This window comes from Mesorhizobium sp. WSM3866, assembly GCF_002294795.1.
Taxonomy (GTDB): domain Bacteria; phylum Pseudomonadota; class Alphaproteobacteria; order Rhizobiales; family Rhizobiaceae; genus Mesorhizobium.
The window spans coordinates 109,690-132,576 of the sequence record NZ_NSGC01000010.1 but is presented as its reverse complement, the minus strand read 5'-3'; the positions used below and the strand labels follow the sequence as shown (position 1 = coordinate 132,576).

20 protein-coding genes, 2 tRNA genes and 1 pseudogene are annotated in these 22,887 nt (G+C 63.8%); 7 read left to right on the top strand and 16 right to left on the bottom strand.

Annotation, left to right across the window (positions count from 1 at the left end):
- Positions 1-12: 12 nt before the first annotated feature.
- The 5 genes from CK222_RS22660 to CK222_RS22640 all read right to left on the bottom strand — a co-directional run bounded on the left by CK222_RS22660 (position 13) and on the right by CK222_RS22640 (position 6,346).
- Entirely contained in the window at positions 13-1,635 is a 1,623-nt protein-coding gene (locus CK222_RS22660; protein ID WP_067329383.1) for a dipeptide ABC transporter ATP-binding protein, read from the bottom strand.
- Positions 1,632-2,501 carry an ABC transporter permease gene (locus CK222_RS22655; RefSeq protein WP_067329386.1) on the bottom strand — a complete coding sequence of 290 codons (870 nt, stop codon included), beginning with the start codon at positions 2,499-2,501 and terminating at the stop codon, positions 1,632-1,634. The genes CK222_RS22660 and CK222_RS22655 overlap by 4 nt, the downstream gene beginning before the upstream one ends.
- Positions 2,498-3,445, bottom strand: coding sequence for an ABC transporter permease (locus tag CK222_RS22650; protein ID WP_095801923.1), 948 nt, complete (start codon positions 3,443-3,445; stop codon positions 2,498-2,500). Before CK222_RS22650 ends, CK222_RS22655 begins: the two co-directional genes overlap by 4 nt.
- A gap of 29 nt (positions 3,446-3,474) precedes the next feature.
- Entirely contained in the window at positions 3,475-4,953 is a 1,479-nt protein-coding gene (locus CK222_RS22645) for an ABC transporter substrate-binding protein (RefSeq protein WP_095801922.1), read from the bottom strand.
- 115 nt (positions 4,954-5,068) lie between these two features.
- Entirely contained in the window at positions 5,069-6,346 is a 1,278-nt protein-coding gene (locus CK222_RS22640) for an acetylornithine deacetylase/succinyl-diaminopimelate desuccinylase family protein (protein ID WP_095801921.1), read from the bottom strand.
- A gap of 255 nt (positions 6,347-6,601) precedes the next feature.
- Here CK222_RS22640 and CK222_RS22635 point away from each other — a divergent pair, with 255 nt between their 5' ends.
- Both CK222_RS22635 and CK222_RS22630 read left to right on the top strand, forming a co-directional pair.
- Positions 6,602-7,033: a L,D-transpeptidase gene (locus CK222_RS22635; protein ID WP_066999783.1), complete on the top strand. Its 432-nt coding sequence runs from the start codon at positions 6,602-6,604 to the stop codon at positions 7,031-7,033.
- A 203-nt stretch (positions 7,034-7,236) separates the two neighbouring features.
- Positions 7,237-8,067, top strand: a complete 831-nt coding sequence (locus CK222_RS22630) for a hypothetical protein (RefSeq protein ID WP_095801920.1) — start codon at positions 7,237-7,239, stop codon at positions 8,065-8,067.
- Positions 8,068-8,208: 141 nt separating this feature from the next.
- Here the strand turns inward: CK222_RS22630 and CK222_RS22625 are convergent, their stop codons facing one another.
- From CK222_RS22625 to CK222_RS22585, 9 genes and pseudogenes are all read right to left on the bottom strand, one after another.
- Entirely contained in the window at positions 8,209-9,195 is a 987-nt protein-coding gene (locus CK222_RS22625) for a lipid A biosynthesis lauroyl acyltransferase (protein WP_095801919.1), read from the bottom strand.
- Between the two features lie 6 nt (positions 9,196-9,201).
- Positions 9,202-10,230, bottom strand: coding sequence for a zinc-binding dehydrogenase (locus CK222_RS22620; protein WP_067329404.1), 1,029 nt, complete (start codon positions 10,228-10,230; stop codon positions 9,202-9,204).
- A 38-nt stretch (positions 10,231-10,268) separates the two neighbouring features.
- Entirely contained in the window at positions 10,269-11,540 is a 1,272-nt protein-coding gene (locus CK222_RS22615) for a beta-ketoacyl-ACP synthase (protein ID WP_066999795.1), read from the bottom strand.
- 17 nt (positions 11,541-11,557) lie between these two features.
- The gene (locus CK222_RS22610) at positions 11,558-12,748 is read right to left on the bottom strand and encodes a beta-ketoacyl-ACP synthase (RefSeq protein ID WP_095801918.1); all 1,191 of its coding nucleotides are present in this window, start codon (positions 12,746-12,748) and stop codon (positions 11,558-11,560) included.
- Between the two features lie 46 nt (positions 12,749-12,794).
- Positions 12,795-13,076, bottom strand: a complete 282-nt coding sequence (locus CK222_RS22605) for an acyl carrier protein (RefSeq protein ID WP_066999801.1) — start codon at positions 13,074-13,076, stop codon at positions 12,795-12,797.
- 177 nt (positions 13,077-13,253) lie between these two features.
- Positions 13,254-14,399 carry a slipin family protein gene (locus CK222_RS22600; RefSeq protein WP_095801917.1) on the bottom strand — a complete coding sequence of 382 codons (1,146 nt, stop codon included), beginning with the start codon at positions 14,397-14,399 and terminating at the stop codon, positions 13,254-13,256.
- Positions 14,400-14,753: 354 nt separating this feature from the next.
- A tRNA-Met gene (locus CK222_RS22595) sits at positions 14,754-14,822 on the bottom strand.
- A tRNA-Gln gene (locus CK222_RS22590) sits at positions 14,823-14,895 on the bottom strand.
- 221 nt (positions 14,896-15,116) lie between these two features.
- Positions 15,117-15,657: pseudogene (locus CK222_RS22585) on the bottom strand (histidine phosphatase family protein).
- A gap of 164 nt (positions 15,658-15,821) precedes the next feature.
- Between CK222_RS22585 and CK222_RS22580 the strand changes: the two are divergent.
- The 3 genes from CK222_RS22580 to CK222_RS22570 all read left to right on the top strand — a co-directional run bounded on the left by CK222_RS22580 (position 15,822) and on the right by CK222_RS22570 (position 19,501).
- Complete coding sequence (locus tag CK222_RS22580) at positions 15,822-16,772, top strand: AEC family transporter (RefSeq protein ID WP_095801916.1); 951 nt, start codon at positions 15,822-15,824, stop codon at positions 16,770-16,772.
- A gap of 152 nt (positions 16,773-16,924) precedes the next feature.
- Complete coding sequence (locus CK222_RS22575) at positions 16,925-18,382, top strand: NAD-dependent succinate-semialdehyde dehydrogenase (RefSeq protein WP_095801915.1); 1,458 nt, start codon at positions 16,925-16,927, stop codon at positions 18,380-18,382.
- Between the two features lie 96 nt (positions 18,383-18,478).
- A complete protein-coding gene (locus tag CK222_RS22570) occupies positions 18,479-19,501 on the top strand; it encodes an aldose epimerase family protein (RefSeq protein ID WP_095801914.1) in 1,023 nt (340 codons plus the stop codon).
- On the opposite strand, the gene CK222_RS22565 is transcribed toward CK222_RS22570, so the two are convergent.
- Complete coding sequence (locus tag CK222_RS22565) at positions 19,498-20,418, bottom strand: sugar kinase (RefSeq protein WP_095801913.1); 921 nt, start codon at positions 20,416-20,418, stop codon at positions 19,498-19,500. The genes CK222_RS22570 and CK222_RS22565 overlap by 4 nt on opposite strands.
- A gap of 154 nt (positions 20,419-20,572) precedes the next feature.
- Between CK222_RS22565 and CK222_RS22560 the strand changes: the two genes are divergently transcribed.
- Positions 20,573-21,016, top strand: coding sequence for a FixH family protein (locus CK222_RS22560; RefSeq protein WP_095802017.1), 444 nt, complete (start codon positions 20,573-20,575; stop codon positions 21,014-21,016).
- A 7-nt stretch (positions 21,017-21,023) separates the two neighbouring features.
- On the top strand, positions 21,024-22,232 hold the full coding sequence (locus tag CK222_RS22555) for a cytochrome c peroxidase (protein WP_095801912.1): 1,209 nt from the start codon (positions 21,024-21,026) through the stop codon (positions 22,230-22,232).
- Positions 22,233-22,291: 59 nt separating this feature from the next.
- On the opposite strand, the gene CK222_RS22550 is transcribed toward CK222_RS22555, so the two are convergent.
- Positions 22,292-22,744, bottom strand: coding sequence for an Lrp/AsnC ligand binding domain-containing protein (locus tag CK222_RS22550; protein WP_095778463.1), 453 nt, complete (start codon positions 22,742-22,744; stop codon positions 22,292-22,294).
- Positions 22,745-22,887 lie beyond the last annotated feature (143 nt).

Below are 22,887 nucleotides of genomic sequence, written 5' to 3'. Positions count from 1 at the left end.
CGGGCTCGCCGCTTACCCTTGTTCCTGCATGCGTCGCGCGATCGCACGGTGAAGGTCCGGCGCCGCCGCGACCAGCGCCTGCGCGGCTTCCGAGCGCGGGCTGTCGAGCACATCGGCCGTCCTGCCGCGCTCGACTATCTTGCCCTCATGCATGACCAGCACCTCGTCCGACATGGCGCGGGCAACCGTCAGGTCATGGGTGATGAACAGATAGGCGATGCCGAGCTTCTGGTTAAGCTCGGCGAAGAGGTCGAGGATCTGGGCGCGGATCGACACATCCAGCGCCGAGACCGGCTCGTCGGCGACGACCAGTTTCGGGCGGGTGATGATGGCGCGGGCGATCGACAGGCGCTGGCGCTGGCCGCCCGAGAATTCATGCGGGTATTTGTCCATGTCGCGCGGGCCGAGTCCGACCTCATGCAGCGCATGCGCGACCATCTCGCGCCGCTCGGCTTTCAACGGCTGGGTCTCCAGGAGATGCAACGGCTCGGCGACCAGCTTCTCGACCTTCTGGCGTGGATCGAAGGAGCCGTAAGGGTCCTGGAAGACCACCTGCATGTCGCGCCTGGCCGGCTTCAGCTCGGCCTCTGATTTGCCGGTGATGGTTTGGCCGCGAAAGCGGATTGAGCCCGCCGTCGACTTGTCCAATGCCAGGATCATGCGGGCGAGCGTGGATTTGCCGCAGCCGGAACGGCCAACGAGGGCTACCGACTGGGCCGGCTCGATGGTTAGCGATACATCGTCGACGGCGCGGATCGGCTCTGCCGCCCGGAACAGGGATTTGCGCCGACCCGGATAGTCGCGGCTCAGGCCTTCGACTTCGAGCAGCGGCTTTGCCGAACCGGCAAGGTGTTTTTTGGGCCGCGCCGGCACATGCATGGAAGCCAGCGCCAGCTCGCGCGTGTAGGGGTGGTGTTGTGCCGACAGCGTGCGCGCGGTGTCGCCGGCTTCCATCACTTCGCCACCGCGCAGGATGGTCAGGCGGTCGGCCATCTCGGTCACTACCGCAAGGTCGTGCGAGATGAGCAGCAGGCCCATGCGGTTTTCGCTGACCAGATCGCGCAGCAGGTCGAGGATCTGCGCCTGCAGCACCACATCGAGCGCCGTGGTCGGCTCGTCGGCAATCAGCAATTTTGGCTTCAGCGCGCAGGCGATGGCGATGACGACGCGCTGGCGCTGCCCGCCGGAGAGCTCATGCGGGTAGCGCGACAGTGGGAACTTGGCTTCCGGCAGGCCGACACGGTCGAGCATTTTTCGCGCGCGATCCTCGGCCTCGGCGCGGCCCGCCCTGGTGTGCCAGCGAATGCCCTCGGCCACCTGCTCGCCGATGGTCTTGACTGGATTGAGCGCCGTCATCGGCTCCTGGAAAACCATGCCGATGTCGTCGCCGCGCAGCGCGCACATCTGGTCCTCGCTCGCTGCAAGGAGGTCGATGCCGTCGAAAGTGACGCGTCCGCTGGTTTGAGCTAGATGCGGCAGCAGGCTCATGATCGTCAGCGCCGTCATCGATTTCCCGGAACCGGATTCGCCGACCAGGCCGACCACCTCGCCAGGCGCAATCGCAAGCTCGACCTGCTTCAGGATCCGCGTTCCGCCGATGACAAGCGACAGGTTCTCGATCTGGAGCAGGCTCATCGCCGCCGCCGCGATTTCGGATCGAGGATGTCGGCGATGCCGTCGCCGAGCAGGTTGAGCCCAAGCACGGTCACGATGATCGCCATGCCGGGAAAGATTGCCATCCACGGCGCCGTCACCATCCGCGTCTGCGCGTCGAACAGCATGCGGCCCCAGCTCGGCATTGGCGGCTGCGCGCCCAGGCCCACATAGGAAAGCCCCGCTTCGGCGAGGATGCCCAGCGCAAACTGGATCGTGCCCTGTACCAGCAGCAGCGTCGCGATGTTGGGCAGGATGTGCTCGACAGAAATCTGCGTCATGCCCTTGCCGGCAGCGCGCGCGGCGAGGATGAATTCGCGCGGCCAGATCGCCAAGGCGCCGGCGCGGGCGACGCGCGCGAAGACCGGGATGTTGAAGATGCCAATGGCGATGATGGCGTTGACGGCGCCCGGCCCGAAGATGGCGGTGATCATGATCGCCGACAGTAGTGCCGGGAAGGCGAAGACGAGATCGTTGATGCGCATCAGCGCCTCGTCGGCAAGGCCGCCCCGCGCCGCCGCGAAGGCGCCGAGCGGCACGCCGATGCCCATGCCGATGCCGACCGCCACCAGCGCTACCGCGATCGAGTTGCGTGCGCCGACCATGATCATCGAAAGGATGTCGCGACCGAAATGGTCGGTGCCGAACCAATGCGTCCACGAGGGCGCCTGCGTCTTGTCTGCGATGACCAGCTTGGTGACGTCGTAGGGCGTCCATACAAAGGAGAGCAGCGCAATCGCGGCCACCAGCAGCGTGATGGCGAAGCCGATCAGAAAAGAGCGGTTGCCGAAGGCTTTGGCCAGAACCCCGGCAAGCGTTTCCTCGGGCAGGTCGACGCGCATTATCATTGCCGGCCCCTGAGCCGCGGATCGACAACGGCGTAGGAGAAGTCGACCAGCAGATTGACGGCGATCACGGCGGCGACCAGCAGCATGACGACGCTCTCGACGACGATCAGGTCGCGCTGGGTGATGGCTTGGAAAACCAGCCGTCCAAGCCCCGGCAGATAGAAGACATTCTCGATGATGATGGTGCCGGCAAGCAGGAACGCGAATTGCAGGCCGAGAATGGTGAGCACCGGGATCATGGCGTTGCGCAGCGCGTGGCGCCAGAGCACGGCGCGGTAGGGCAGGCCTTTGGCGCGGGCGGTGCGGATATAGTCTTCGTTGAGCACCTCGATCAGCGCCGAGCGGGCGACGCGCGCCAGGATCGCCGCCTGCGGCAGCGCCAGCGCCACCGCCGGCAGCAGCAGCGATTTTACCGCCGGCCAGATCCCGGCGCCCCAGCCAGGAAACCCACCCGCCGGCACCAGCCGCAGCCAGACGGCGAAGAGATAGATCAGCATCAGCGCGAACCAGAAATTCGGCACGGCAACGCCGAGTTGGGCAGCACCCATGGCGACTGTGTCGCCGGCCCGGCCCTGGCGGCCGGCGGAAAACACCCCGACCGGAATGGCTATGACGGTCGACAGCGCCAGCGCGATTAGCGCCAGCGGCAGAGAAACGACGACGCGCTCACCCACGAGGTCGATGACGGGAACCGAATAGGTGTAGGAGCGACCGAAATCGAGGCTGAGCAACCCGCCCGCCCAGTGCAGGTAGCGCAGGACAAGCGGCGCGTTCAGGCCCATCTGGTTGCGCAACAGCTCGACCTGGTCGGCGCTGGCGTTGAAGCCCAGCATCAGGCGCGCCGGGTCGCCAGGCAGGATTTCCATCACCGCAAACACCACCATCGAGGCCAGCACCAGCGTGATGGTCGCGATGATGAGGCGCTTGAGGAGATAGGTGGCCATGGGAGGCGATCAGGCGACCGCGCCGGCCGTCAATCCGTCCACTTCACCTTGGTAAGGTCATTGGCCTGAATCGGTGCATTCTCCCACAGGCCCTGCAGCTTCGCGTCCCAGACCCCGACCTTCGGCAGCTCGTAAAGGAAGCCGACCACGGCGTCGTCGGCGAGGATCTTCTGCGCCTCTGCCAGCAGCTCTTTCCGCTTCGCCTCGTCCGAGGTCAGGTTGAGCTTGGCGATGATGGCGTCGAAGGCCGGGTTGTCGTAGTTGAAGTAATAGTCCTTGCGCGAATAGATATCGATGTCGTTCGGCTCGGTGTGGGAGACGATGGTGAGGTCGTAGTCCTTCTTGGTGAAGACCTGATCCAGCCATTGCGCCCATTCGACGGGGATGATCTCCAGATCGATGCCGACATCGCGCAGCTCGGACGCGATGATCTCGCCGCCAAGCCGCGCATAGGACGGCGGCGGCAGCTTCAGCGTCGCCTTGAAGCCTTTCTCGAGACCGGCTTCCTTCAGCAGTTCCTTGGCCTTGTCGACATTGTGCGGATAGAGGCCGGTGAGGTCGACATAATCTTTGTTGGCGGGCGACATATGCGAGCCGATCGGCACGCCGAGGCCCGCCGAGGCGCCGTCGATGATCGCCTTGCGGTCGAGCGCGAAGGAGATGGCCTGGCGCACCTGGAGCTTGTCGAAGGGCGGCTTCTTGTTGTTTATCGAAAGAATCGTCTCGCCTTCGGTGGAGCCGATCACCACCTTGAAACGCGGATCGTCCTTGACCTGAGAGACGCTGTCGGGATCGAAGAAGGGGAAGGCCTGGATGTCGCCGGAAAGCAGCGCCGGCACGGCGGCGGCGGCGTCGGGTACGATGCGGAACTCGACCTTGTCGAGCGCAACCGGGGCACCCCAGTAATTGTCCGACTTCACAAGCGTGATCGACGAGCCCTTGGCCCAGTTCTGGAACTTGAAGGGGCCGGTGCCGACCGGCTTTTCCTTGTTGGTGTCGGCCGATTTCGGCGACACCATCACCGCGTCGCCCCAGCCCATATTGTACAGGAAGGAGCCTTGCGGGTTTTTCAGCGTGACCTTCACCGTCGCCGGATCGACGACATCGACCTTGTCGATCTGCGCGAACAGCCCCTTTTGGGCGTTGACCGAATTGTCGGCCCGGGCACGGTCGAGAGAGAATTTCACGTCGTCGGCGCTGAAATCGCTGCCGTCGTGGAATTTCACGCCGGTGTGCAGCTTGAAAGTGTAGATCTTGCCGTCATCCGAGATGGTCCAGCTTTCGGCAAGGTCGGGGATCACCTCGCCGTTCGGACCGATGCGGGTGAGACCTTCGAAGACATTGGCGTAGAGCACCTCGTCGATGGCGGCGGCGGCGCCCGCGGTCGGATCGAGATGCGGGGGTTCGAGCGGAATGCCGATGACGAGGTCGGTACGGGCCGAAAATGCCGACGTGGCGGCCGCGAAAGTAAGCACAGCGGCGGCCAAAATGGTCTTCCACAATCTCATTGCCGAACTCCCATGCGGTCAAACGGACAAGCCAAGCGGATAGAAGCGTGATTTGGCCTATGAGTAAATTGCGTTTCGTGCTGCCGGGTGGCGCCAAGCGAAATGTTTTTCCCGATCAGCCGGTCGTACCGCGCAGCAGCACGTCGAGGCCGATCGCCATCACCTTGGCCGCGTCCACCATGTCGGCGATGCCCACCCATTCGTCCGGCCGATGCGCGAGATCGAGGATGCCGGGGCCATAAGCGATGCAGTCGTAGATCTGGCCAATGCGGACAACATGCTTCTGGTCGTAGGTACCGGGCGAAATGACGTATTCCGGCTCGCGGTCGAAGATTTCCATGATGCCCTTGGCGACGGCTTTCACCACCGGCGCGTCGCGCTCGGTCATCAGCGGCAGCACCTCCATCAGGTCGCGGATCTCGTAGTCGAACTTTTCTCGCTCGCGCTTCAGCCGGTCGAGGATGCCGGTGACTTCACCCTTGACGGTGGTGAGGTCTTCCTCGAGCAGGAAGCGGCGGTCGATGGTCAGCCGGCAGGAATCCGGCACGTTGGGCGAGGGCAGTCCCGGCCGGAAATCCTCGGTCTGGCCGCCATGGACGGAATTGATGTTCATGGTCGAGCGCCGGGCGCCCTCGGGCACCACCGGCATGCGCGTCACCTTGCGGTCGAGCGCCGGGAAAAGCTCGTCCTCGAAGGCCTGCACGACGGCACCCATATGGCGCACCGCGTTGTCGCCGAGGAACGGCATCGAGCCATGCGCGATCTCGCCCTTGGTCTCGATCTCGGCCCACCAGACCCCGCGATGGCCAAGGCAGATGCGGTCCTTGTTCAGCGGCTCGGGGATGATGACGTGGTCGACCTTCGGCTTCGAGAAATAGCCGAGCTTCGCCAGATGGGCGACGCCGCCGAACCCGCCGGATTCCTCGTCGACCGTGCCGGATATCTCTATGGCGCCGGGAAAGTCGGGATAGACCTCCATGAAGGCTTCGGCGGCAATGACAGAAGCCGCCAGCCCGCCTTTCATGTCGCAGGCGCCGCGGCCGTAGACCCTACCTTCCTTCACCAGGCCGGCGAAAGGATCGACGGTCCAGCCTTCGCCGGCCTCGACCACGTCGATATGCGAGTTGAAATGGACGCAGGCACCGGGCGAGCGGCCGTCGAAGCGGGCGACGACATTGACGCGCGGGTAGCGGTCGGTGTCGCCGGGCGTGCCTTCTGCGCGAATGAATTCGGTTTCGAAGCCGAGCTTCTTGAGGCGTGCGCCAAGATACTCGGCACATGGCCGGTAGGCCTCGCCGGGCGGATTGACGGTCGGAAAGCGGATGAGCTCGGCGGTCAGCGCGATCAGGTCGTCGACCCGGTCATCGACGGCCCGGAGGAGTCGTTCATTCATCCTGCTGATTGAAGAAGCAACGCGGCGCTTTTGCAAGCTGCCTTTCGCGGTTGCCGGACAATGATTGAGGGCAGGCTCGCGCTCAAACCGTTGAGAGTGGGCGGCGGCCCAGCAACTATGACGGGAAATCATTCAAATTCGCGAAATCGAATTGGCGAATTTGTCAAGGAGTGTGTGGTACTTAACGCACCTGCCGGCGAAAATGATGGAAAAGAGACCACGTGATGGCAGGGGGCAATCGAAGGGGTTCATCGCATGAAAAAATCCAGCCTCATGGCGGCCGTGCTGGCAACCACGTTGCTCGGCACGTCGATCGCAAGCCGGGCGGCTTCGCTGGTCGCCAATATCGACGTCTCGACGCAGACGATGACCGTCAGCAGATACGGCCAGGTGCTGTATCGCTGGAATGTATCGACGGCCCGCAGGGGCTACTTCACACCGCGCGGCAGCTACCGGCCGCAATGGACCGCGCGGATGTGGTACTCGCGCAAGTATGACAATTCGCCGATGCCGTATTCGGTGTTCTTCCGCGGCGGCTACGCCATTCACGGCACCGGCGCCGTGAAATATCTCGGGCGTCCGGCCTCGCATGGCTGCGTGCGCCTGCATACGGCCAATGCCGCGACTTTCTATTCGATGGTGAAGGAAGCCGGCTACGGCAACACGCGAATCGTCGTCACCGATTGAAACGGGCCGGAGAGGGCTGCCTAGGCCGCAGGCAGCATTTCATGGCTGCGCCTGCTCGGAGCGTTGCAGCAATGCCGCACATGCTTCGAAAACAAACAGCTTATACTAGCGTGAGCATCGCCGAAGCTGGTTTGCATGACGGCGCAGTGGTAAGTACGAAGCGTTGTTCTGGCTGCTTGGGGACTTTAATGTATCGATTTCTATTGAGCGCTGCGATCGCGGCAACCGCAACCTCGGCTTTTGCTGCCGATGCACCCGTTCTTCTGGACCAGGAACTCGCGCAGCCGCATATATCAGGTTATGGCGAAATCTATCTCGGAGGTCTCTATTTCGCGACCCCCGGGGACGACTCGGATGGCACGACTGCCGGCGGCGCCGTTCGGGTGAATTTCCCGATCGACGCCCGCTGGAACATCCAGACCGACGCGGTGATCGATTCGCTTTGGGTCGAAGGCACGAACATCTACAGCTACGGCGGTGCGATCCACGGTTACTGGCGCGATCCGAGCTCATATGCGCTGGGTGGATTTGCTACGATAAACGGATTTGGCGGCGATAACGGCATCGGTGACGCAGACCTTTACACTTTCACCGTCGGCCCGGAGGCACAGGCCTATTTCGGCAACGTGACGATCTACGGCCAAATTTATTATGGCCAGTTGCGGGCCAGCGGCTTTTCGGAGCATTTGGACAACTGGGGCGGCCGTGGAGTGGTGCGCTTCTTCGCCCAGGACAATCTCCGTTTCGATGGCGAACTCGGGTTCTCGAGGCTTTCCGCGGATGGTGGCCACCTCGATACTGTCACAGCCGCCTTGCAGGCTACATACAGGTTCGATGGGACGCCGTGGTCGGTATTCGGGCGCTACCAGTTGGATCACCTGACCATCTCGGAGGCTTCAGGCAGCGTGAACATCCACAAATACGTGGTTGGCCTGCGGGCAAGCTTCGGCTCGGACACACTGCTTTCCGAGGATCGCAACGGTGCCACGATGGATACGTTCCGGCCGAACTTCACCATCCCCGCTCCGCTTTGAGACAGCAGAACCTGGAGCCGCGTGGACTTAGTCCTCGCGGCCCTTCGTTGCGCATGGCACGCAACACGGCTAGCAGAAAGTTATCTCCTAGCGGTTTAGCGTTTGATCCAGACGAAAGCGATCTGAACGTTCTGGGCCGCTTTAGCTGATCTTGGCCCGCTCACGCCGCTTACGTCGCCGGCCGCTCATCTCCCAGCGCTTGTGGAACCACATCCACTGTCCGGGATCCTCGCGCACCCAGCGCTCAACGACGTCGGCGAGCAGCTGCGTGGTGGCGTGAACATCGACGCTGCCGGTTTCGGTGCGCGGCAAGTCGAGCTTGTCTTCGATTTCCAATCGGAAACGGTTTCCCGGCAGCCTGACGCAGCGCGCCGGATAGACATCACAGTCATAGTGGCGGGCGAGCATCCCCAGCACGGGATTGCTCTGGCAGGGGCGACCAAAGAAGGTCGTCTCGACGCCGTTCGTGAATTTCTGATCGACCAGCACGCCGATATTGCCGCCGTTTTCCAGGATGGCGGCAAGGGCGAACGATGCGCCGGTCGAGGACGGCAGCAGGCCTCCCATGCTCGAGCGGCGTGTCGAGTGGATGTAGTCGGCAAGGTAGGGATTGTTGGGCGGGCGGAACAGTGCCGTGATGTTCATGCCGAAGGTGGCGGCGGCGACCGGCAAAAGCTCGAAATTGCCGAGATGGCCGGTGAACAGGATGTGCGGCTTCTTTTCGCCTGCGATTTCGACGAAATGCTCGATACCGCTGACCTCGACCCGGCCCGGCTTGGCGGCATTCGGGTCAAAATCGAAGAGGGCATCGAGGAAGATGTATTCGGCGGCAAGCCGGGCCATGTTGCCCCACATGTCGGACGCGATGGCCTCGATTTCGGCATCGCTCTTTTGCGGATAGGCAAGGCGCAGATTGTTGACGGCTACCCTGTGCCGTCCGACCATCGGCCCGATGCGGCGGGCGACGCGGTCGGCGAAGTTGAGCGCGCTGTCAGGCGGCAAAAGGCGCAGCAGGCCGATGATCGCCATGGCAAGCCGCGCCACCAGCCAGTGCTCCATTTGGCGTAGCCGCCGGCCATAGCGGAACATGAAGTCCCGGCGGGCTTTCTTGAGTACCTTGCCGACCATCTTGTCTTAGGAAACGCGAAGAATGATCTTGCCGAAGACGTCGCGGCCTTCCATGCGCTTCAGCGCGGCGTCGATGTCGTCGAAGCCGACTTCGGTGTCGATCACGGGCGCGACGAGACCGGCCGCCATTTTCTGCATGGCATCGGCCATGTTCTTCATGCGGCAGCCGAAGGAGCCGAGCAGCTTCAGCTGTTGCTGGAAAAGCTGCATCAGGTTGACCTGCGTCGAGACGCCGGAGGTCGAGCCGCAGGTGACGAGGCGGCCGCCGCGCCTCAGGCATAGCATCGAACCTGCAAAAGTGTCGGCGCCGACATGTTCGAACACGACATCGACGCCCTTTTTCTTCGTCAGCTTGCGCACCACGCCTTCGAAGCGATCCTCGCGATAGTTGATGACATGGTCGGCGCCAAGCGCCTTCGCCTTGTCGATCTTGTCGTTCGAGCCGACCGTAGTGATGACCGTGCAGCCCATGCGCTTCGCCAATTGGATGGCTGCGGTGCCGATGCCGGAGCCGCCGGCATGGACGAGGATGGTTTCACCGGGCTCCAGTTTCGCGTTGTCGAACAGCATATGCTCGACCGTGCCGAAGGTGACGGGTGCGACGGCAGCGCCGATCTCTGAGACACCGGGCGGCGCAGGCACCAGGAGACGGGCAGGCAGGTTGATCTTTTCCTGCGCGAAGCCGTCGAGATGAAAACCGTGGACGCCGGAGACGTGCTCGCAAAGATTGTCGCGGCCCTCGCGGCAGGCACGGCAGAGCCCGCAGGTTCGCGCGCCGTAGATCGACACCAGTTGCCCCGGCAGGAGGGTGGAGACGCCTGGCCCGACAGCCTCGACCTCGCCCGAGGCTTCGGCGCCGACGACCAGCGGCAGCTTGCGCTTGGCGAAGGCCATGCCGCGCCAGCCCCAGACGTCGATATGGTTGAGCGCCACCGCCTTGATGCGGAGCGTCACTTCACCTTGCGAAGGCGGCGGGGGAGGCGGAAGGTCCACCGTTTCAAGGCGGCGGTCCTCGATAAGTTGCAATGCGCGCATTTGGCCTGTCGGTACTTTGGAAGCGGGAAAACGTCCGCTTAGACCGGTTCCCGCGCCATGACAAGGCAGGTGTTCTGGCCGCCGAAACCGAAGGAATTCGACAGAACCGTGCCGACCTCTGCGTTGCGCTTCTTGTTTGGCACCACGTCGAGCACGATTGCCGGATCAGGATTGTCGTAATTGATGGTCGGCGGGATGACGCTTTCGCGCATGGTCATCAGCGAGAACGCGGCCTCGACCGCGCCGGCAGCGGACAGCGTGTGGCCGATCATCGACTTGTTCGACGAGATCGGCATCGAGCCGATCCGCTCGCCGAACACGGTCGACAGCGACAGATGCTCCATCTTGTCGTTTTCCGGCGTCGAGGTGCCGTGCGCGTTGACGTAGTCGATCTCGTCCTCGCTCAAGCCGGCATCCGCAAGGGCGGCGCGTACCGCGGCGATGGCCGGCGAACCGTCAGGCTTGGAGCGGGTGCGGTGGAAGTCGTCGGCGCGCTCGCCGCAGCCGCGCATGATGCCGAGGATGGTGGCTCCCCGGGTAAGTGCCGCCTCCAGCGACTCCAGCACCAGCGCGCCGGAACCTTCGGCAAGGACAAAACCGTCGCGGTCCTTGGAGAAGGGTTTCGAGGCCTTTTCGGGAATGTCGTTGTGGGTGGAAAGCGCCGAGAGCAGCGAGAAGCGGATCAGGGCTTCGGCCGTGGCGGAGCCGTCGGCGCCGATCGACAGCGCCTTGTCGCATTCGCCGCGGCGGATCGCCTCGACACCGAGCTGGATGGCGGTGGCGCCTGACGCGCAGGCTGTCGACAGCGTGATCGGCAGGCCGCGCGTGCCAAAACGATCGGCCAGGCGATCGGCGATCGAGCCGAACTGGGTGGTCTCGAAAATGCCGAGCTCCTTCAGTCCGCGCGCCACGCGCAGCAGTCTCTCGGAACCGCTTTCCTTCTTGTCGGAATTGTAGAGCGAGAAGCGGTCGGCCCAATCGAGCTCGACCGGCGGCGAGGCGAGAAAGAGCGGGCCGCCGAAATCGCCGGAATCGAGGCCGGCCTCCGACACCGCTTCCTGGGCGGCCGTCTCGGCCAGCTCGTAGGTGAGGGGACTGGCACCCTTGGAGCTCGACGGCAGGAAATCGACCATGCCGGAGATGCGGGTGTTCAGATGATCGACGGGAAAACGGGTGATCGGATGGATGCCGGATTTGCCTGAGGTCAGCGCCGCCCAGTTGTCGGCCTTGCCGACGCCAAGCGAAGTCACCACGCCGATGCCGGTCACGGCGACGATAGGCCTGCCCATGTGATCGCGGAGATTGGCCATGTTCTGTCTGTCTCGCTCTAAGCGGCCTTGATCAGCCCCAGGCCCTCGAATTGGTGATAGCCGATCGCCGTTGCAAGGACGGAGCTGGGGGCGCCTTCGAATGGTTGCTCCACTGTGGCATCGAAGACAGGGTAGGGGGCCTTGCGGTCGACGGCGAGCGCGGCAAGCGCCACGGCGAAGGGGAACTGGGCTTCCTTCATGTGGCCGGTGAGCGTCGAGAAGGCGCGCACTGCAAGCGCCGGGTTGGCATCGAGTGCCACCTTTTCGGCCGCCGTGGCGGCATGGGCGCCGGAGGCACCGGAAATGGTCAGCAATTCGCCGGCGGGCAGCGCCGCCTGCTTCAGCAAAGCGGCGATTTCGGCATTCAGCTCGCCGCGCCGGCGCCTCGCCCGGCCGGAAACCACAGGACCGAGCTCAGCATAGATCTTGCGACCCCGGCTCTGCGCATGCTCGCGCTGTTCGAGCACCAAGAAAGCGCCGCCCGAGCCCGTCACCACGCCGCCGCCTTCCGCGCCCTGTCTTTGCCAGACCGGTCTCCACGGGCCGCGATGCAGATAACCGGCGAGCTCATAGCCGAGCAGCATGTCTGAGTGCTCGGTCTGGAAGGCGCCGCCGACCAGCACATGGGTCGACTGGCCGGAGCGGATGCGCGCGGCGGCCGTCTCAACGGCAGAGACGCCGGCGCCTTCCTCGCCCATGAAGGTACGAGACGAGCCGGTGACCTTGTGCACGATGGAGATGTTGCCGGCGAGCAGATTGGAAAGCTGGGCGAGGAACAGCGTCGGCCGCAATTCCGTGGTCAGCTTCTCGTTGAGCAGCACGTCGCGGTCGTTGCGGCTCTCGGACGCCGCCAGGATCGCGCTGTCCACGGCCTCGTCGCGCTCGCCGCCGCCGGCCGCCACAACCATGTCCATGGTCGCGCAAAGCTCGTCATTGCCCTTGATGCCGGCGTCGTCCAGCGCCAGGCCGGCGACATAGGTGCCGAGCCGCTGCCAGGTCTCCATCTGGCGCTGGTCCCCGCGCTTGGCGATCTGCAGGTTCCAGTCGATCTCGGGCAGGGGATGAATTGTGTAGGGCGCAAAGCGCGTCGCATCGAGCACCGGCTCAACGCCCGGCCGGGTCAGCTTCTGCCAATGCGCGTCTGGTCCTTCTCCCAGGGAAGAGACAAGGCCGATGCCGGTGATGACGACGTCGCGCGGGCTGCTCATGAGCGGCTTTGCTGGTCAGGCTGGAGGCGGGGCAAGGTCGCGCTCTTCAGGCGGCCTTGGCCGCGACCAGCGCGTCGATCTTGGCGCACAGGTTCTGCATGACGAAGTAGTCGTCGGTCGAAGCCTTGCCGTCATTAACCTCTTGCGTCCACTTCTCGAGCGGCACCTTGATGCCGAATTCCTTGTCGATGGCAAAGACGATGTCGAGGAAATCGAGGCTGTCGATGCCGAGATCGTCGATGGTATGGCTTTCGGGCGTGATGGTGTCGATATCGATCTCGCTGGTGTCGGCAATGATCTTGGCGACTTTCTCGAACGTGGTGGACAAGGGCTCTTCCTTCGGTTGCGGGCGGAATCTGTCCGCATCTTGTTTTGGCGCTGTCTAATCGGTTTTTCCGGGCAGGAAAAGGCCTGACACGCCGGGCGCAGATGGGATGCCGGCTTTGTGGACGCAAGAAGGGCCGCCGGGCAACCGGCGGCCCTTCCCATTTTACGTGGCGTAAGCTCAGCCTTCGCGGAGCTTGACCAGATCGTTGAGCAGCCCGCCCGTCCCGTTGTGGACAGTCAGGCGCTCGACCTTGCCGGCGATGGCCTCGAGAGCCTCGAGTTCCTTCAGCCGCAGCATCACCGGATTCTCGGCCATCACCTTGGCCGTGTTGAGCAGCGAACGCGTGGCGTTCGTCTCCTCGCGGCGGCGGATGACGTTGGCCTCGGCCTGCTTCTCGGCCGAAACCACCTGGTTGAGGATCTCGCGCATCTCGCCCGGCAGGATCACATCCTTGAGCGCGATATCGCTGACCTCGAGGCCGATCGCGGCCATGTCGGAACGCACCTTGGCGGCTGCCTCCTCATCGACCGTGATCTTCTTGTCGAGGATCTGGTCGAGGGTGAGCGCGCCGAGCGTCTTGCGGAAGGCGTACTGCAGGGCGCGGTAGAGGGCTTCCGAGAAGTCCTTCACCATGCTCACCGCCGTCACCGGATCGACGACCCGGTATTCGGCGGCGATGTTGACGCGGATCGTCACGCGATCCTTGGTCAGCACTTCCTGCCCGTTGACATCAAGCGACTGCCGCTTGAGATCGACGACCTTCACCTGGACCATGCGCCCGACATTCCAGAAGGCGTGCACCCCCGCGACAAGCGTGCGGGTGTAGACGCCGTCCACGAACAGCAGACCGACCTGACCGTCCACGACCGGATGCAGGAACATGTGTTCCGTCTTCTGGGCCTGGCCGATCCGGCGCATCAAGGCCGGATCGGCGGCCAGATCGGCCGCCGCGTCGACGGAGGTCACCGCCCACGGGCCGGCATCCGTCCACAGCACGAGCTTGCGATCCGGAGCGAGAACGGCATGAAGGGCGCCGTCGCGCTCGATCACGGCAATGTCGGTGCGCCCGGTGCGAACCACGGTGAAGTGACGCGCGGCCACATCCGGGAGCTTGTCGAACAATGCCTTCTCGTAGGCCGAAACGAATTCCGGGTTCTTCAGGTCGTGCCTGGAGATTTCCAGGTTTCCGCGCCGGTTGTCGAGCCAATGTTCGCCCGGCATCAGGACAGCCTGGATCTCGCCCTTGTAGAGGGCAACGGCACGTTCATTTTCCTTCACGAGGACGCGCTGGCGTCCCAGAACCTTTTCGAGAATGGTCTTCATTGTCTTTACTCCTGTCGGGCATGGCCCCATGTGAGGCGTCACGTCATGCGTCGATCGTCCTTTCGTTTCTCGTTTCGTTTCCCGGCACGAATGATCCGGAGACCGGTGGCATCGCCAGGCGGCGGGCCTTCGGGAGCGGATCGCGGGGCGGCAAGGCGGGCGCCGGCGCCCGAAGGCTCCTTTGCCGGCATTGCCGCGCCTTGATCGTCACCGCGAGCCTGGCCGCGAGCCGATGGCATCGGACCGTTCGATACGGCCTCGGCCCGAAGGCTTAGCCGTCCGTCAGGTCTTCTGCATTCCGGTCCCCGGACCGTTTTGGATAACACCACCCAAAGGTGTCGGCTTAACAGGCCGTTGGAGAAGGAATCGAACCTTCGACAATCAGATTATGAGTCTGACGCTCTAACCAAACTGAGCTATCCGTGGTGCTGATGAAGGGACTCGAACCCCTGACCTCCGGACCAAATCCGGCGCTCTTCCTCTGAGCTACATCGGCGATCCCAACACTCCGAAACGGCGCCGTACACAGCGCGGCAAAGCCGGCTGCGCGGGCGGAGACGAAAGCTCCAACCGTTGTGCTCGCTTCGGTTTTCGTGACCGGGAGCGCGCCTATAGACCCTGCGACGGCTTGTCGCAAGCGGCATTATCGCGGGGGCTTGCGGCTTCTTGCGGCTGTGGCATTTCGGCCACAGTGCTGAGCTGGGCAGACCTATGCCGTCAGAAGGTGACGCGGCCGAGCACTTTGAGGCCGTCTCCATTAGGCGCCACGACCACGGCCTCGCCCTCGCGCGGCGAGACGCCGGTGAGCGCCTGGATGTTTTCCAGATGCGTGACCAGCACCAGAGCCGGAATAGCCCCGGATCTCCTTCATCACCGCCTCCATCTGAGCGGCCTTCTCAGCCGAATCGGTCTTGAGCAAGTCGAGCGGCGCAAATGGTTTCGGTTCGGCCTCGAAAGCGATGCGGGCGGTATCAAGGCAGCGGCAGTAGCGGCTGGAGAGCACACGCTCGATGGGCGCCGCGCGCGCCGCAAACAGCGCCCCGATGCGGCTTGACTGCTGCTTGCCGCGCTCGGACAGGTTGAGCTGGGTGGCGCAATTGCCGATGTCGAAATTCGCCGGATCGGTGGTCCCGGTGACGAAGGCATGCCTAAGCAGGACGATATGGCCGCCATCGCGCAGCAGCGCCCAGCCGGCGTCGGTTGCGTGGGCGAGGGTGGGAACGGCAAGCAGGAAAAGCGCCAGGGCAAGTCGCAGCATGTGAAGTCCTTATGGCGGCCGGGAGAGGCCGGGGCCATGATCGGCATATAGGGACCGCAAAGCCGGCTGAAAAACAAGCAGAGGACCAACGGTCGGCCGGAGAACGGCCGATTGCACGGCGCTCGGGGCTTGCCTATCACGGGAAAGATGTCTCCGCCCGAACAATGACGCCGCTCACCGAAACCGTCCTCTTCGTCTTCAGTCTCGTTGCGCTCGGCTATTTCGCCGGCCTTACCGGCTATCTGAAGCCGGTGAGTGGTGAGGGCATATCCGAGTTCGCCGTAAACGTGGCTATGCCGCTGCTCTTGTTCCAGACGATGGTGAAGTCCGATTTCCATGGCGTGGCGCCATGGTCGCTGTGGAGCGCCTATTTTGCGGCGGTTGCCGTCACCTGGTCCGCCGGGCACTTGGTCATGACGCGCCTCTTCGGCCGCGATGCCCGCGCCGGCATCGTCGGCGGCGTGTCCTCGGCCTATTCCAATGTCGTGCTGCTTGGCGCGCCCTTCATCCTCGGCATATTCGGCACCAGCGGCTTCGAGGTGCTGTCGCTGCTGGTCTCGATCCACCTGCCTGTCATGATGATGGCGTCAATCGTGCTGTTCGAGATGTTCGGTCGTCGCGACGACGAGTCTGTGCATCCGTTGCGCGTCATCCGGAATTTCCTCAGGCGGCTGTTCGTCAACCCGCTGATCATCGGCATTCTCGCGGGGCTCGCCTGGCGCTTCATCGGCGCGCCGCTGCCGCCGCTGATCGAGCGGCTGGTCGACGCGCTGGCCGATACGGCCGGGCCGGTGGCGCTGTTTGCGATGGGGCTCAGCCTGCGCCGCTTCGGCATTTCCGGCAACGTGCGCCCAGCGCTCGCGCTGTCGGCGCTGAAACTCTTCCTGATGCCGGCCTTGGTGCTGCTCGCGGTCTGGCTGCTCGGCCTGCCGCCGCTGACGGCAAAGGTCGCCGTGGTCGTGGCGGCGCTGCCTTCCGGCATCAATTCCTATCTCATCGCCGTTCAGTTCAACACCGGACAAGCGCTGGCGTCCAACCAGATGACGATCGCCACGGCCAGCGCGGTGCTCACCACATCCTTCTGGCTGACGGTGGTCCTGCATGTGTTCGGCTAGCGCTCGTCTTTGCTGGCCCAACCCCTATATGCCATCTTGTGATTGCTTGCCGGGCTTTCCCTAGGTAAGAGCAATGCGCCAGCGTGCAGCCTTGCACGCCCCCGAATATCCAGAAAAACGGCCGATCAGCGCGCCGAAACGGAGGCCAGACCATGCTTCAGAAAACCAGTCATTTCATGCGCCAGGCCAATCTCATCAACGGCGAATGGGTGCAGGCCGACAGCGGCCAGACCATCGACGTCAACAATCCGGCGACCGGCCTGAAGATCGGCACCGTGCCGAAGGCCGGCAAGACCGAAACCCGCCGCGCCATCGAGGCCGCCGATGAAGCATTCAAGAGCTGGCGCAAGACAACCGCGCTCGAGCGCTCGAAGCTTCTGCGCAAGCTGCACGACGCAATGATGGACAATCAGGACGTGCTGGCCGAGTTGCTCACCATCGAGCAGGGCAAGTCGCTGTTCGAATCCAAGGGCGAGATCGGCTCGGCCGCGAGCTATATCCTCTGGTTCGCCGAGGAAGGCCGCCGCACCTATGGCGACATCGTGCCGTCGCCCTGGGGCGACCGCCGCATCCTGGTGACGAAGGAGCCGGTCGGCGTCATTGCCGCCATCACGCCATGGAACTTCCCGTCCTCGATGCTCGCCCGCAAGCTCGGACCGGCGCTGGCCGCGGGCTGCACGGCCGTGGTCAAACCGGCCTCGCAGACGCCTTATTCGGGTCTCGCCTGGGGCGCGCTCGCCGAAGAGGTCGGCTTCCCCAAGGGCGTCATCAACATCCTGACCGGTTCGGCCGGCGAGATCGGCGACGAGATCTGCGCCAACCCGCTGGTCAAGAAGATCACCTTCACCGGCTCGACCGAGGTCGGCAAGATCCTGATTCAGAAGTCGTCGACGACGGTCAAGAAAGTGTCGATGGAACTCGGCGGCAATGCGCCGTTCCTGGTCTTCGACGATGCCGACATCGATCGCGCCGTCACCGGCGCCATCACCGCGAAGTACCGCAATTCCGGCCAGACCTGCGTCTGCACCAACCGCTTCCTCGTCCAGGCGGGTATCTATGACAAGTTCGTCGAGAAGCTGGCCGCTGCCAGCAACAGTCTGAAGGTCGGCTCCGGCCTGGAAGAAGGCGTGCAGCAGGGGCCGCTGATCGACGAGAAAGCGGTCGAGAAGGTCGAGGAACTGATCGCCGATGCCACCTCGAAGGGCGGCAAGGTCGTTGCCGGCGGCAATCGCCATGCGCTCGGCGGCTCGTTCTTCCAGCCGACGGTCATCGCCGACGCCACGCCCAAGATGCGCTTCATGAAGGAAGAGATCTTCGGGCCGGTCGCCCCCGTGTTCAAGTTCGAGACCGAGGAAGAAGCAATCGCATTGGCCAACGACACCGAGTTCGGCCTCGCCTGCTATTTCTACACCGGCGATCTCGGCCGCGCCTTCCGCGTCATGGAAGGGCTGAAATACGGCATGGTCGGCGTCAATGAAGGCCTGATCACCACGCCCGAGGCGCCGTTCGGCGGCGTCAAGGAATCGGGCCTCGGCAAGGAAGGCGGACATCAGGGCATCGAGGACTATCTCGACACCAAATATGTCTGCCTCGGCGGCCTCGGCCTCTGACACCGCTCGACTGGTGAGGCAGGCATCAGGCCTGCCCTTGCCGGAGACGGCCGGCGTAGTCCACAGATCAATGAACTGACGTTTTCGGGCACAGCGATGAAGGACGGCGAGGTCTTCGGCACGACGCAGGCGGGCGAGGCTGTTCGCCGCTTCACCATCCGTGGCGGTGGTCTCACGGCCAACATCATCGGGCTTGGCGCGATCATCCAGGATCTGCGGCTCGCCGGCCATGATGCGCCGCTGGTGTTGGGCTACGACCAGTTCGAGCCCTATGAGACCGACCGCGCCTATTTCGGCGCCGTCGTCGGCCGCTTCGCCAACCGCATTCGCGACGGTCGCTTCACCATCGCCGGCAAGCGCTACCAGACCGAGCGCAATTTTCTAGGGAAACACACGCTGCATGGCGGCTCGCAGGGCTATTTCCACCGGCCATGGTCGGTCTCGCTGCACGGGCGCGATTTCGTGACGCTGACACTGCACGATCCCGACGGCACGATGGGCTTTCCAGGCGCGCTGGACGTCACCTGCACCTATCGGCTGAAGATCCCCGGCACGCTCAGCATGGAACTGACCGCCACATGCGAGGAGCCGACGCTCTGTAATCTTGCGCAGCACTCCTACTTCAATCTCGACGACGGGGGCGCGGGCGACATTCTCGACCACCGGCTGATGCTCAATGCCGGCGCTTATACGCCCGTCGACGCAGAGATAATCCCGACCGGCGCGGTGAAGCCCGTCGACGGCACGCCCTATGACTTCCGCCAGGCGCGGCCGCTGCGCATGGAATCGGAAGGCGAGCAGCTTCCCTACGATCTGAATTACTGCCTCGCCTCCAGCCGTGGACCGCTGCACCAGGCAGCCTGGGTGCAGGGCGCCAGTTCCGGCGTCGAAATGGAAGTCTGGACCACCGAGCCCGGCCTGCAGCTCTATATCGGCCAGTATGTCGCGCCGTCCTCCCCTGGGCTGGACGGGCGCGGCTACAAAGCCTTTTCAGGCTTCTGCCTCGAAGCTCAGACCTGGCCCGACGCGCCGAACCGGCCCTATTTCCCACAGGCCACGCTTTGGCCGGGCCAGATCTACCATCAGGTGACGGAATACAGGTTCCGGCTCCCTAACTAGATCCCAAAGGCTGTTCTTAGAATCTCGAACGGCGCGAGCGCGCCGCGCACCTGTACGACGGCCGCAGCCACCCGATGCGCGCGTCGAACCGCGTCGACTGGGGCGTGACCGGCAAGCCGGGTGGCGAGATAGCCGCCGTTGAAGGAATCGCCGGCGCCGGTTGTATCGACAGGCGAGGCGACAGGCACTGCCTCGATTGTTTCCGAGGCGCCGTCCATGGCAATCAATGCCGGCTGCTCGCCGTTCTTGACGACAACCTCGCCAACCACTCCTCCGAGACGCCTGGCAGTTGTTTCCGGCGCCTCATCGCCAAACAGCATCTGCTCATCCGGAAAAGTGGGCAATGCGATATCCGCGACGGCGAGCGCTTCCAAGATCGCAGCCTGCGCGGTTTCACGGCTCGGCCACAGCCTGGGACGGTAATTCGGGTCAAAGGCGACCAGCGAACCCGCCGCGCGTGCTGTCGCGACGGCCGAAAGCAGGGTTTTGCGCGCGGCATCATCCAGAATTGCCAAAGTGATTCCGGAAAAATAGACAAGCGCCTGGTTTTCAAGACTTTTCGCCAGTGCCGCTGCATCGGAGGCAAGCTGGCGCGCGGCAGCATCGCTTCGCCAGTAAGTGAAGGCGCGCTCGGCTCCAGTGAGCGTGATGGCGTAAAGGCCCGGTCTTGCGCCGGCAATGACCGGGCTGCTGCCGATACCGATGCCGTTCTGGGCTAAGAACGCGATCTGATCGCGGGAAAAAGGGTCGTCGCCGAAGGCCGAGACATAGGTCGCGGGCCGGCCGGGGCTGAGCGCATGCAGCGCCCATAGCGTATTGAAGGTGTCGCCGGCAAAGCCCATACGCCAGTTCGGTCCTGCCTGGCCCGACAGTTCGAGCATGCATTCGCCGATCGACGCGACACCATTGGCTTCCATATGACTTGTCCTCCTAAAGCTTTGGTGCTGTAGCTTTTTGCAGCCGGCAGCGCCATGCTTGGCGCAGGCCGATTTTTGCGCCAGAAGCGATTTCCCACAGGCGGGAGGGATGCTGCGCGCAGCCCGTGACGTTATCAGCCGAAGAGGAGCCGGTTTGGCATCGATATGGCGTTACATTCTTGCGGGTCTCGGTCTTGCTGCCCTGCTGGTCGGCATTCTGACTGTCGTGTACCTGACGGCGCCGCATTCGGCACCGGGTCCCGATACGTCGCGTTCGAAAAAGACGGCGAGCGGCCTGTTCGTTGCGAGCTTCGAGCCGGAGCGCGGCGTCATCCGGCAGGGCGAGCTGCAATCCTGGCTGCTGACACTGAAGACCTCCGCCGGCGCTCCGGTGGAGGGCGCCGCGATCACCGTTTCCGGCGGCATGCCGCAGCACAATCACGGCCTGCCGACCAGCCCGCAGGCGACCGACTATATGGGGGCGGGACGCTACCGCATCGACGGCGTGAAATTCACCATGAGCGGCTGGTGGCAATTGCGCTTCGCGATCTCCGCGGCGGCGGGTTCCGATTCCGTCGTCTTCAACATCGTGTTGTGAGCGGCCGATGAAGCGTCTTCTCCGCCTCGCAAGCCTGTCCGCTCTGGCTGCGCTCGCTTGGCTTGGCGGTTGCGGCGAGCCCGAGCTCAGCGACGCCGAGAAGAAGACCATCGCCTCGCTGGCGTTGAACACGCTGCCGGCTCTCAAAGCGGACACGACGAACCAGTATGCCGATGTGCCGGCCGCTGCGGCGCTCGGATCGACGCTGTTCTTCGATGTCGGCATGAGCCGCGGCGGCACCGTGTCCTGCTCGACCTGCCACAAGATCGACCGTCAGTTCCAGGACGACCTGCCGCGGGCGGTCGGCGCCGGCCACACCAATCGCCGAACCATGCCGCTGGCCGGCGTGGCGCGCGATCCTTGGTTCTTCTGGGACGGACGCCGCGACAGTTTGTGGGCGCAAGCGCTGACGCCGCTCGAAAACCCGCTGGAGCAGGCCGGCAACCGCGCGGCCTTCGCGCATTACATCAAGGAGCGGTTCGGCGAGCGCTATGAGCGCATTTTCGGGCCGCTGCCCGATCTTTCCACCGTGCCGGCCAATGCCAGCCCGCTCGGCACCGAGGCCGAAAAGGCGGCATGGAACGCCATGCCCGCCAGGCAGGCCGAAGACGTCAACCGCGTCTTTGCCAATATCGGCAAGGCAATCGCGGCCTTCGAGCGCTCGATCGAACCTGGGCAGACGCGTTTCGACCGCTTCGCGATCGACCTCGCGACCGGCACCAAGCCGCAAGGCGATGCTGCCTTCTCGCCGGAAGAGATCCTCGGGCTGAAGCTGTTCATCGGCAAGGCCAATTGCGTGACCTGCCATAACGGGCCGCGCTTCACCGACAATTCGTTCCACAACACCGGCGTGCCGCCGGTCAAGGATCTGCCGCCCGACCGCGGCCGGGTCGATGCCGTGGCTCAAGTGCAGGCGGACCCGTTCAACTGCTTCGGCAAGTTCCGCGACGGCGATGAAAGCGCCTGCCGCGAATTGCGCTTCATGGTGAAGGACGGGCAGCAACTCGTGCGCGCCTACAAGACGCCGTCGCTCAGGGGGGCAGCTACGCGTGCGCCCTACATGCATGCCGGGCAGTTCTCGACCCTCGACGAGGTGGTGGCGCATTATTCGAAAGCGGCGTCCAGCGTTGAAGGCGTTTCGGAGATCCACCCGCTCGAGCTCTCCGATCGCGAGCGCGCCGCTCTGGTGGCGTTTCTGAAGACTCTGTCGGAGTAGAGTCTTAATTTTGTGCAATTCCGGACGGAAAACGGCTGCGCACTTTTCCTGGAACTGCGCTAGCGATCCTTCACCGTTTCCATCGCCACGAAGGTGGAAGTCTGTGCCACGTGGGGAAGGGCCGAAATGCGCTCGCCGAGCACGCGGCGGTAGGCGGCGATATCGGTGGTGCGGACCTTCAGGAGATAGTCGAAGCTCGACGCCATCATATGGCACTGCTCGATCTCCGGCACGCCCTGCACCGCGCGGTTGAACGCGTCGAGCGCCGCCGAGCGCGTATCCGACAGCTTCACCTGGACGAAGGCGACATGTCCTTCGCCCATGCGCTCCCGGTCGATAATCGCGCGATAGCCTCTGATGTAGCCCTCCTTCTCAAGACGCTTCACACGGGCCTGCACCGGGGTCTTCGACAGCCCGACCTTCAAAGCCAGCTCGGACATTGAAAGCCGGCCGTCGCGCCCGAGCGCGGCCAGGATGTTGCGGTCAATGCGGTCCAATTGGTCTTCGCTCATCGGTCTTACGGTCAAAATGGCGGGAGCTAAGCCTATACGATAGCTCGAATGGACTGTCTCGTCGATTTCTTTGGACCGACCTGGGCTCCCAGCTGTGCTAGCTTGCGCCAATCGGTCCGGCGACCGCCAGACCTGCTCGCTAA

What these genes read in the sequence shown, in the direction of transcription:
- CK222_RS22645 (WP_095801922.1), bottom strand. Translation starts at nt 4,953, where the DNA reads ATGAGATTGTGGAAGACCATTTTGGCCGCCGCTGTGCTTACTTTCGCG.
- CK222_RS22565 (WP_095801913.1), bottom strand. Translation starts at nt 20,418, where the DNA reads ATGGAAGCCAATGGTGTCGCGTCGATCGGCGAATGCATGCTCGAACTG.
- CK222_RS22550 (WP_095778463.1), bottom strand. Translation starts at nt 22,744, where the DNA reads ATGAGCGAAGACCAATTGGACCGCATTGACCGCAACATCCTGGCCGCG.
- CK222_RS22615 (WP_066999795.1), bottom strand. Translation starts at nt 11,540, where the DNA reads ATGGCCAATCTCCGCGATCACATGGGCAGGCCTATCGTCGCCGTGACC.
- CK222_RS22640 (WP_095801921.1), bottom strand. Translation starts at nt 6,346, where the DNA reads ATGAATGAACGACTCCTCCGGGCCGTCGATGACCGGGTCGACGACCTG.
- CK222_RS22635 (WP_066999783.1), top strand. Translation starts at nt 6,602, where the DNA reads ATGAAAAAATCCAGCCTCATGGCGGCCGTGCTGGCAACCACGTTGCTC.
- CK222_RS22660 (WP_067329383.1), bottom strand. Translation starts at nt 1,635, where the DNA reads ATGAGCCTGCTCCAGATCGAGAACCTGTCGCTTGTCATCGGCGGAACG.
- CK222_RS22650 (WP_095801923.1), bottom strand. Translation starts at nt 3,445, where the DNA reads ATGGCCACCTATCTCCTCAAGCGCCTCATCATCGCGACCATCACGCTG.
- CK222_RS22570 (WP_095801914.1), top strand. Translation starts at nt 18,479, where the DNA reads ATGAAGGACGGCGAGGTCTTCGGCACGACGCAGGCGGGCGAGGCTGTT.
- CK222_RS22600 (WP_095801917.1), bottom strand. Translation starts at nt 14,399, where the DNA reads ATGAAGACCATTCTCGAAAAGGTTCTGGGACGCCAGCGCGTCCTCGTG.
- CK222_RS22580 (WP_095801916.1), top strand. Translation starts at nt 15,822, where the DNA reads ATGACGCCGCTCACCGAAACCGTCCTCTTCGTCTTCAGTCTCGTTGCG.
- CK222_RS22555 (WP_095801912.1), top strand. Translation starts at nt 21,024, where the DNA reads ATGAAGCGTCTTCTCCGCCTCGCAAGCCTGTCCGCTCTGGCTGCGCTC.
- CK222_RS22610 (WP_095801918.1), bottom strand. Translation starts at nt 12,748, where the DNA reads ATGAGCAGCCCGCGCGACGTCGTCATCACCGGCATCGGCCTTGTCTCT.
- CK222_RS22625 (WP_095801919.1), bottom strand. Translation starts at nt 9,195, where the DNA reads ATGGTCGGCAAGGTACTCAAGAAAGCCCGCCGGGACTTCATGTTCCGC.
- CK222_RS22655 (WP_067329386.1), bottom strand. Translation starts at nt 2,501, where the DNA reads ATGATAATGCGCGTCGACCTGCCCGAGGAAACGCTTGCCGGGGTTCTG.
- CK222_RS22575 (WP_095801915.1), top strand. Translation starts at nt 16,925, where the DNA reads ATGCTTCAGAAAACCAGTCATTTCATGCGCCAGGCCAATCTCATCAAC.
- CK222_RS22620 (WP_067329404.1), bottom strand. Translation starts at nt 10,230, where the DNA reads ATGCGCGCATTGCAACTTATCGAGGACCGCCGCCTTGAAACGGTGGAC.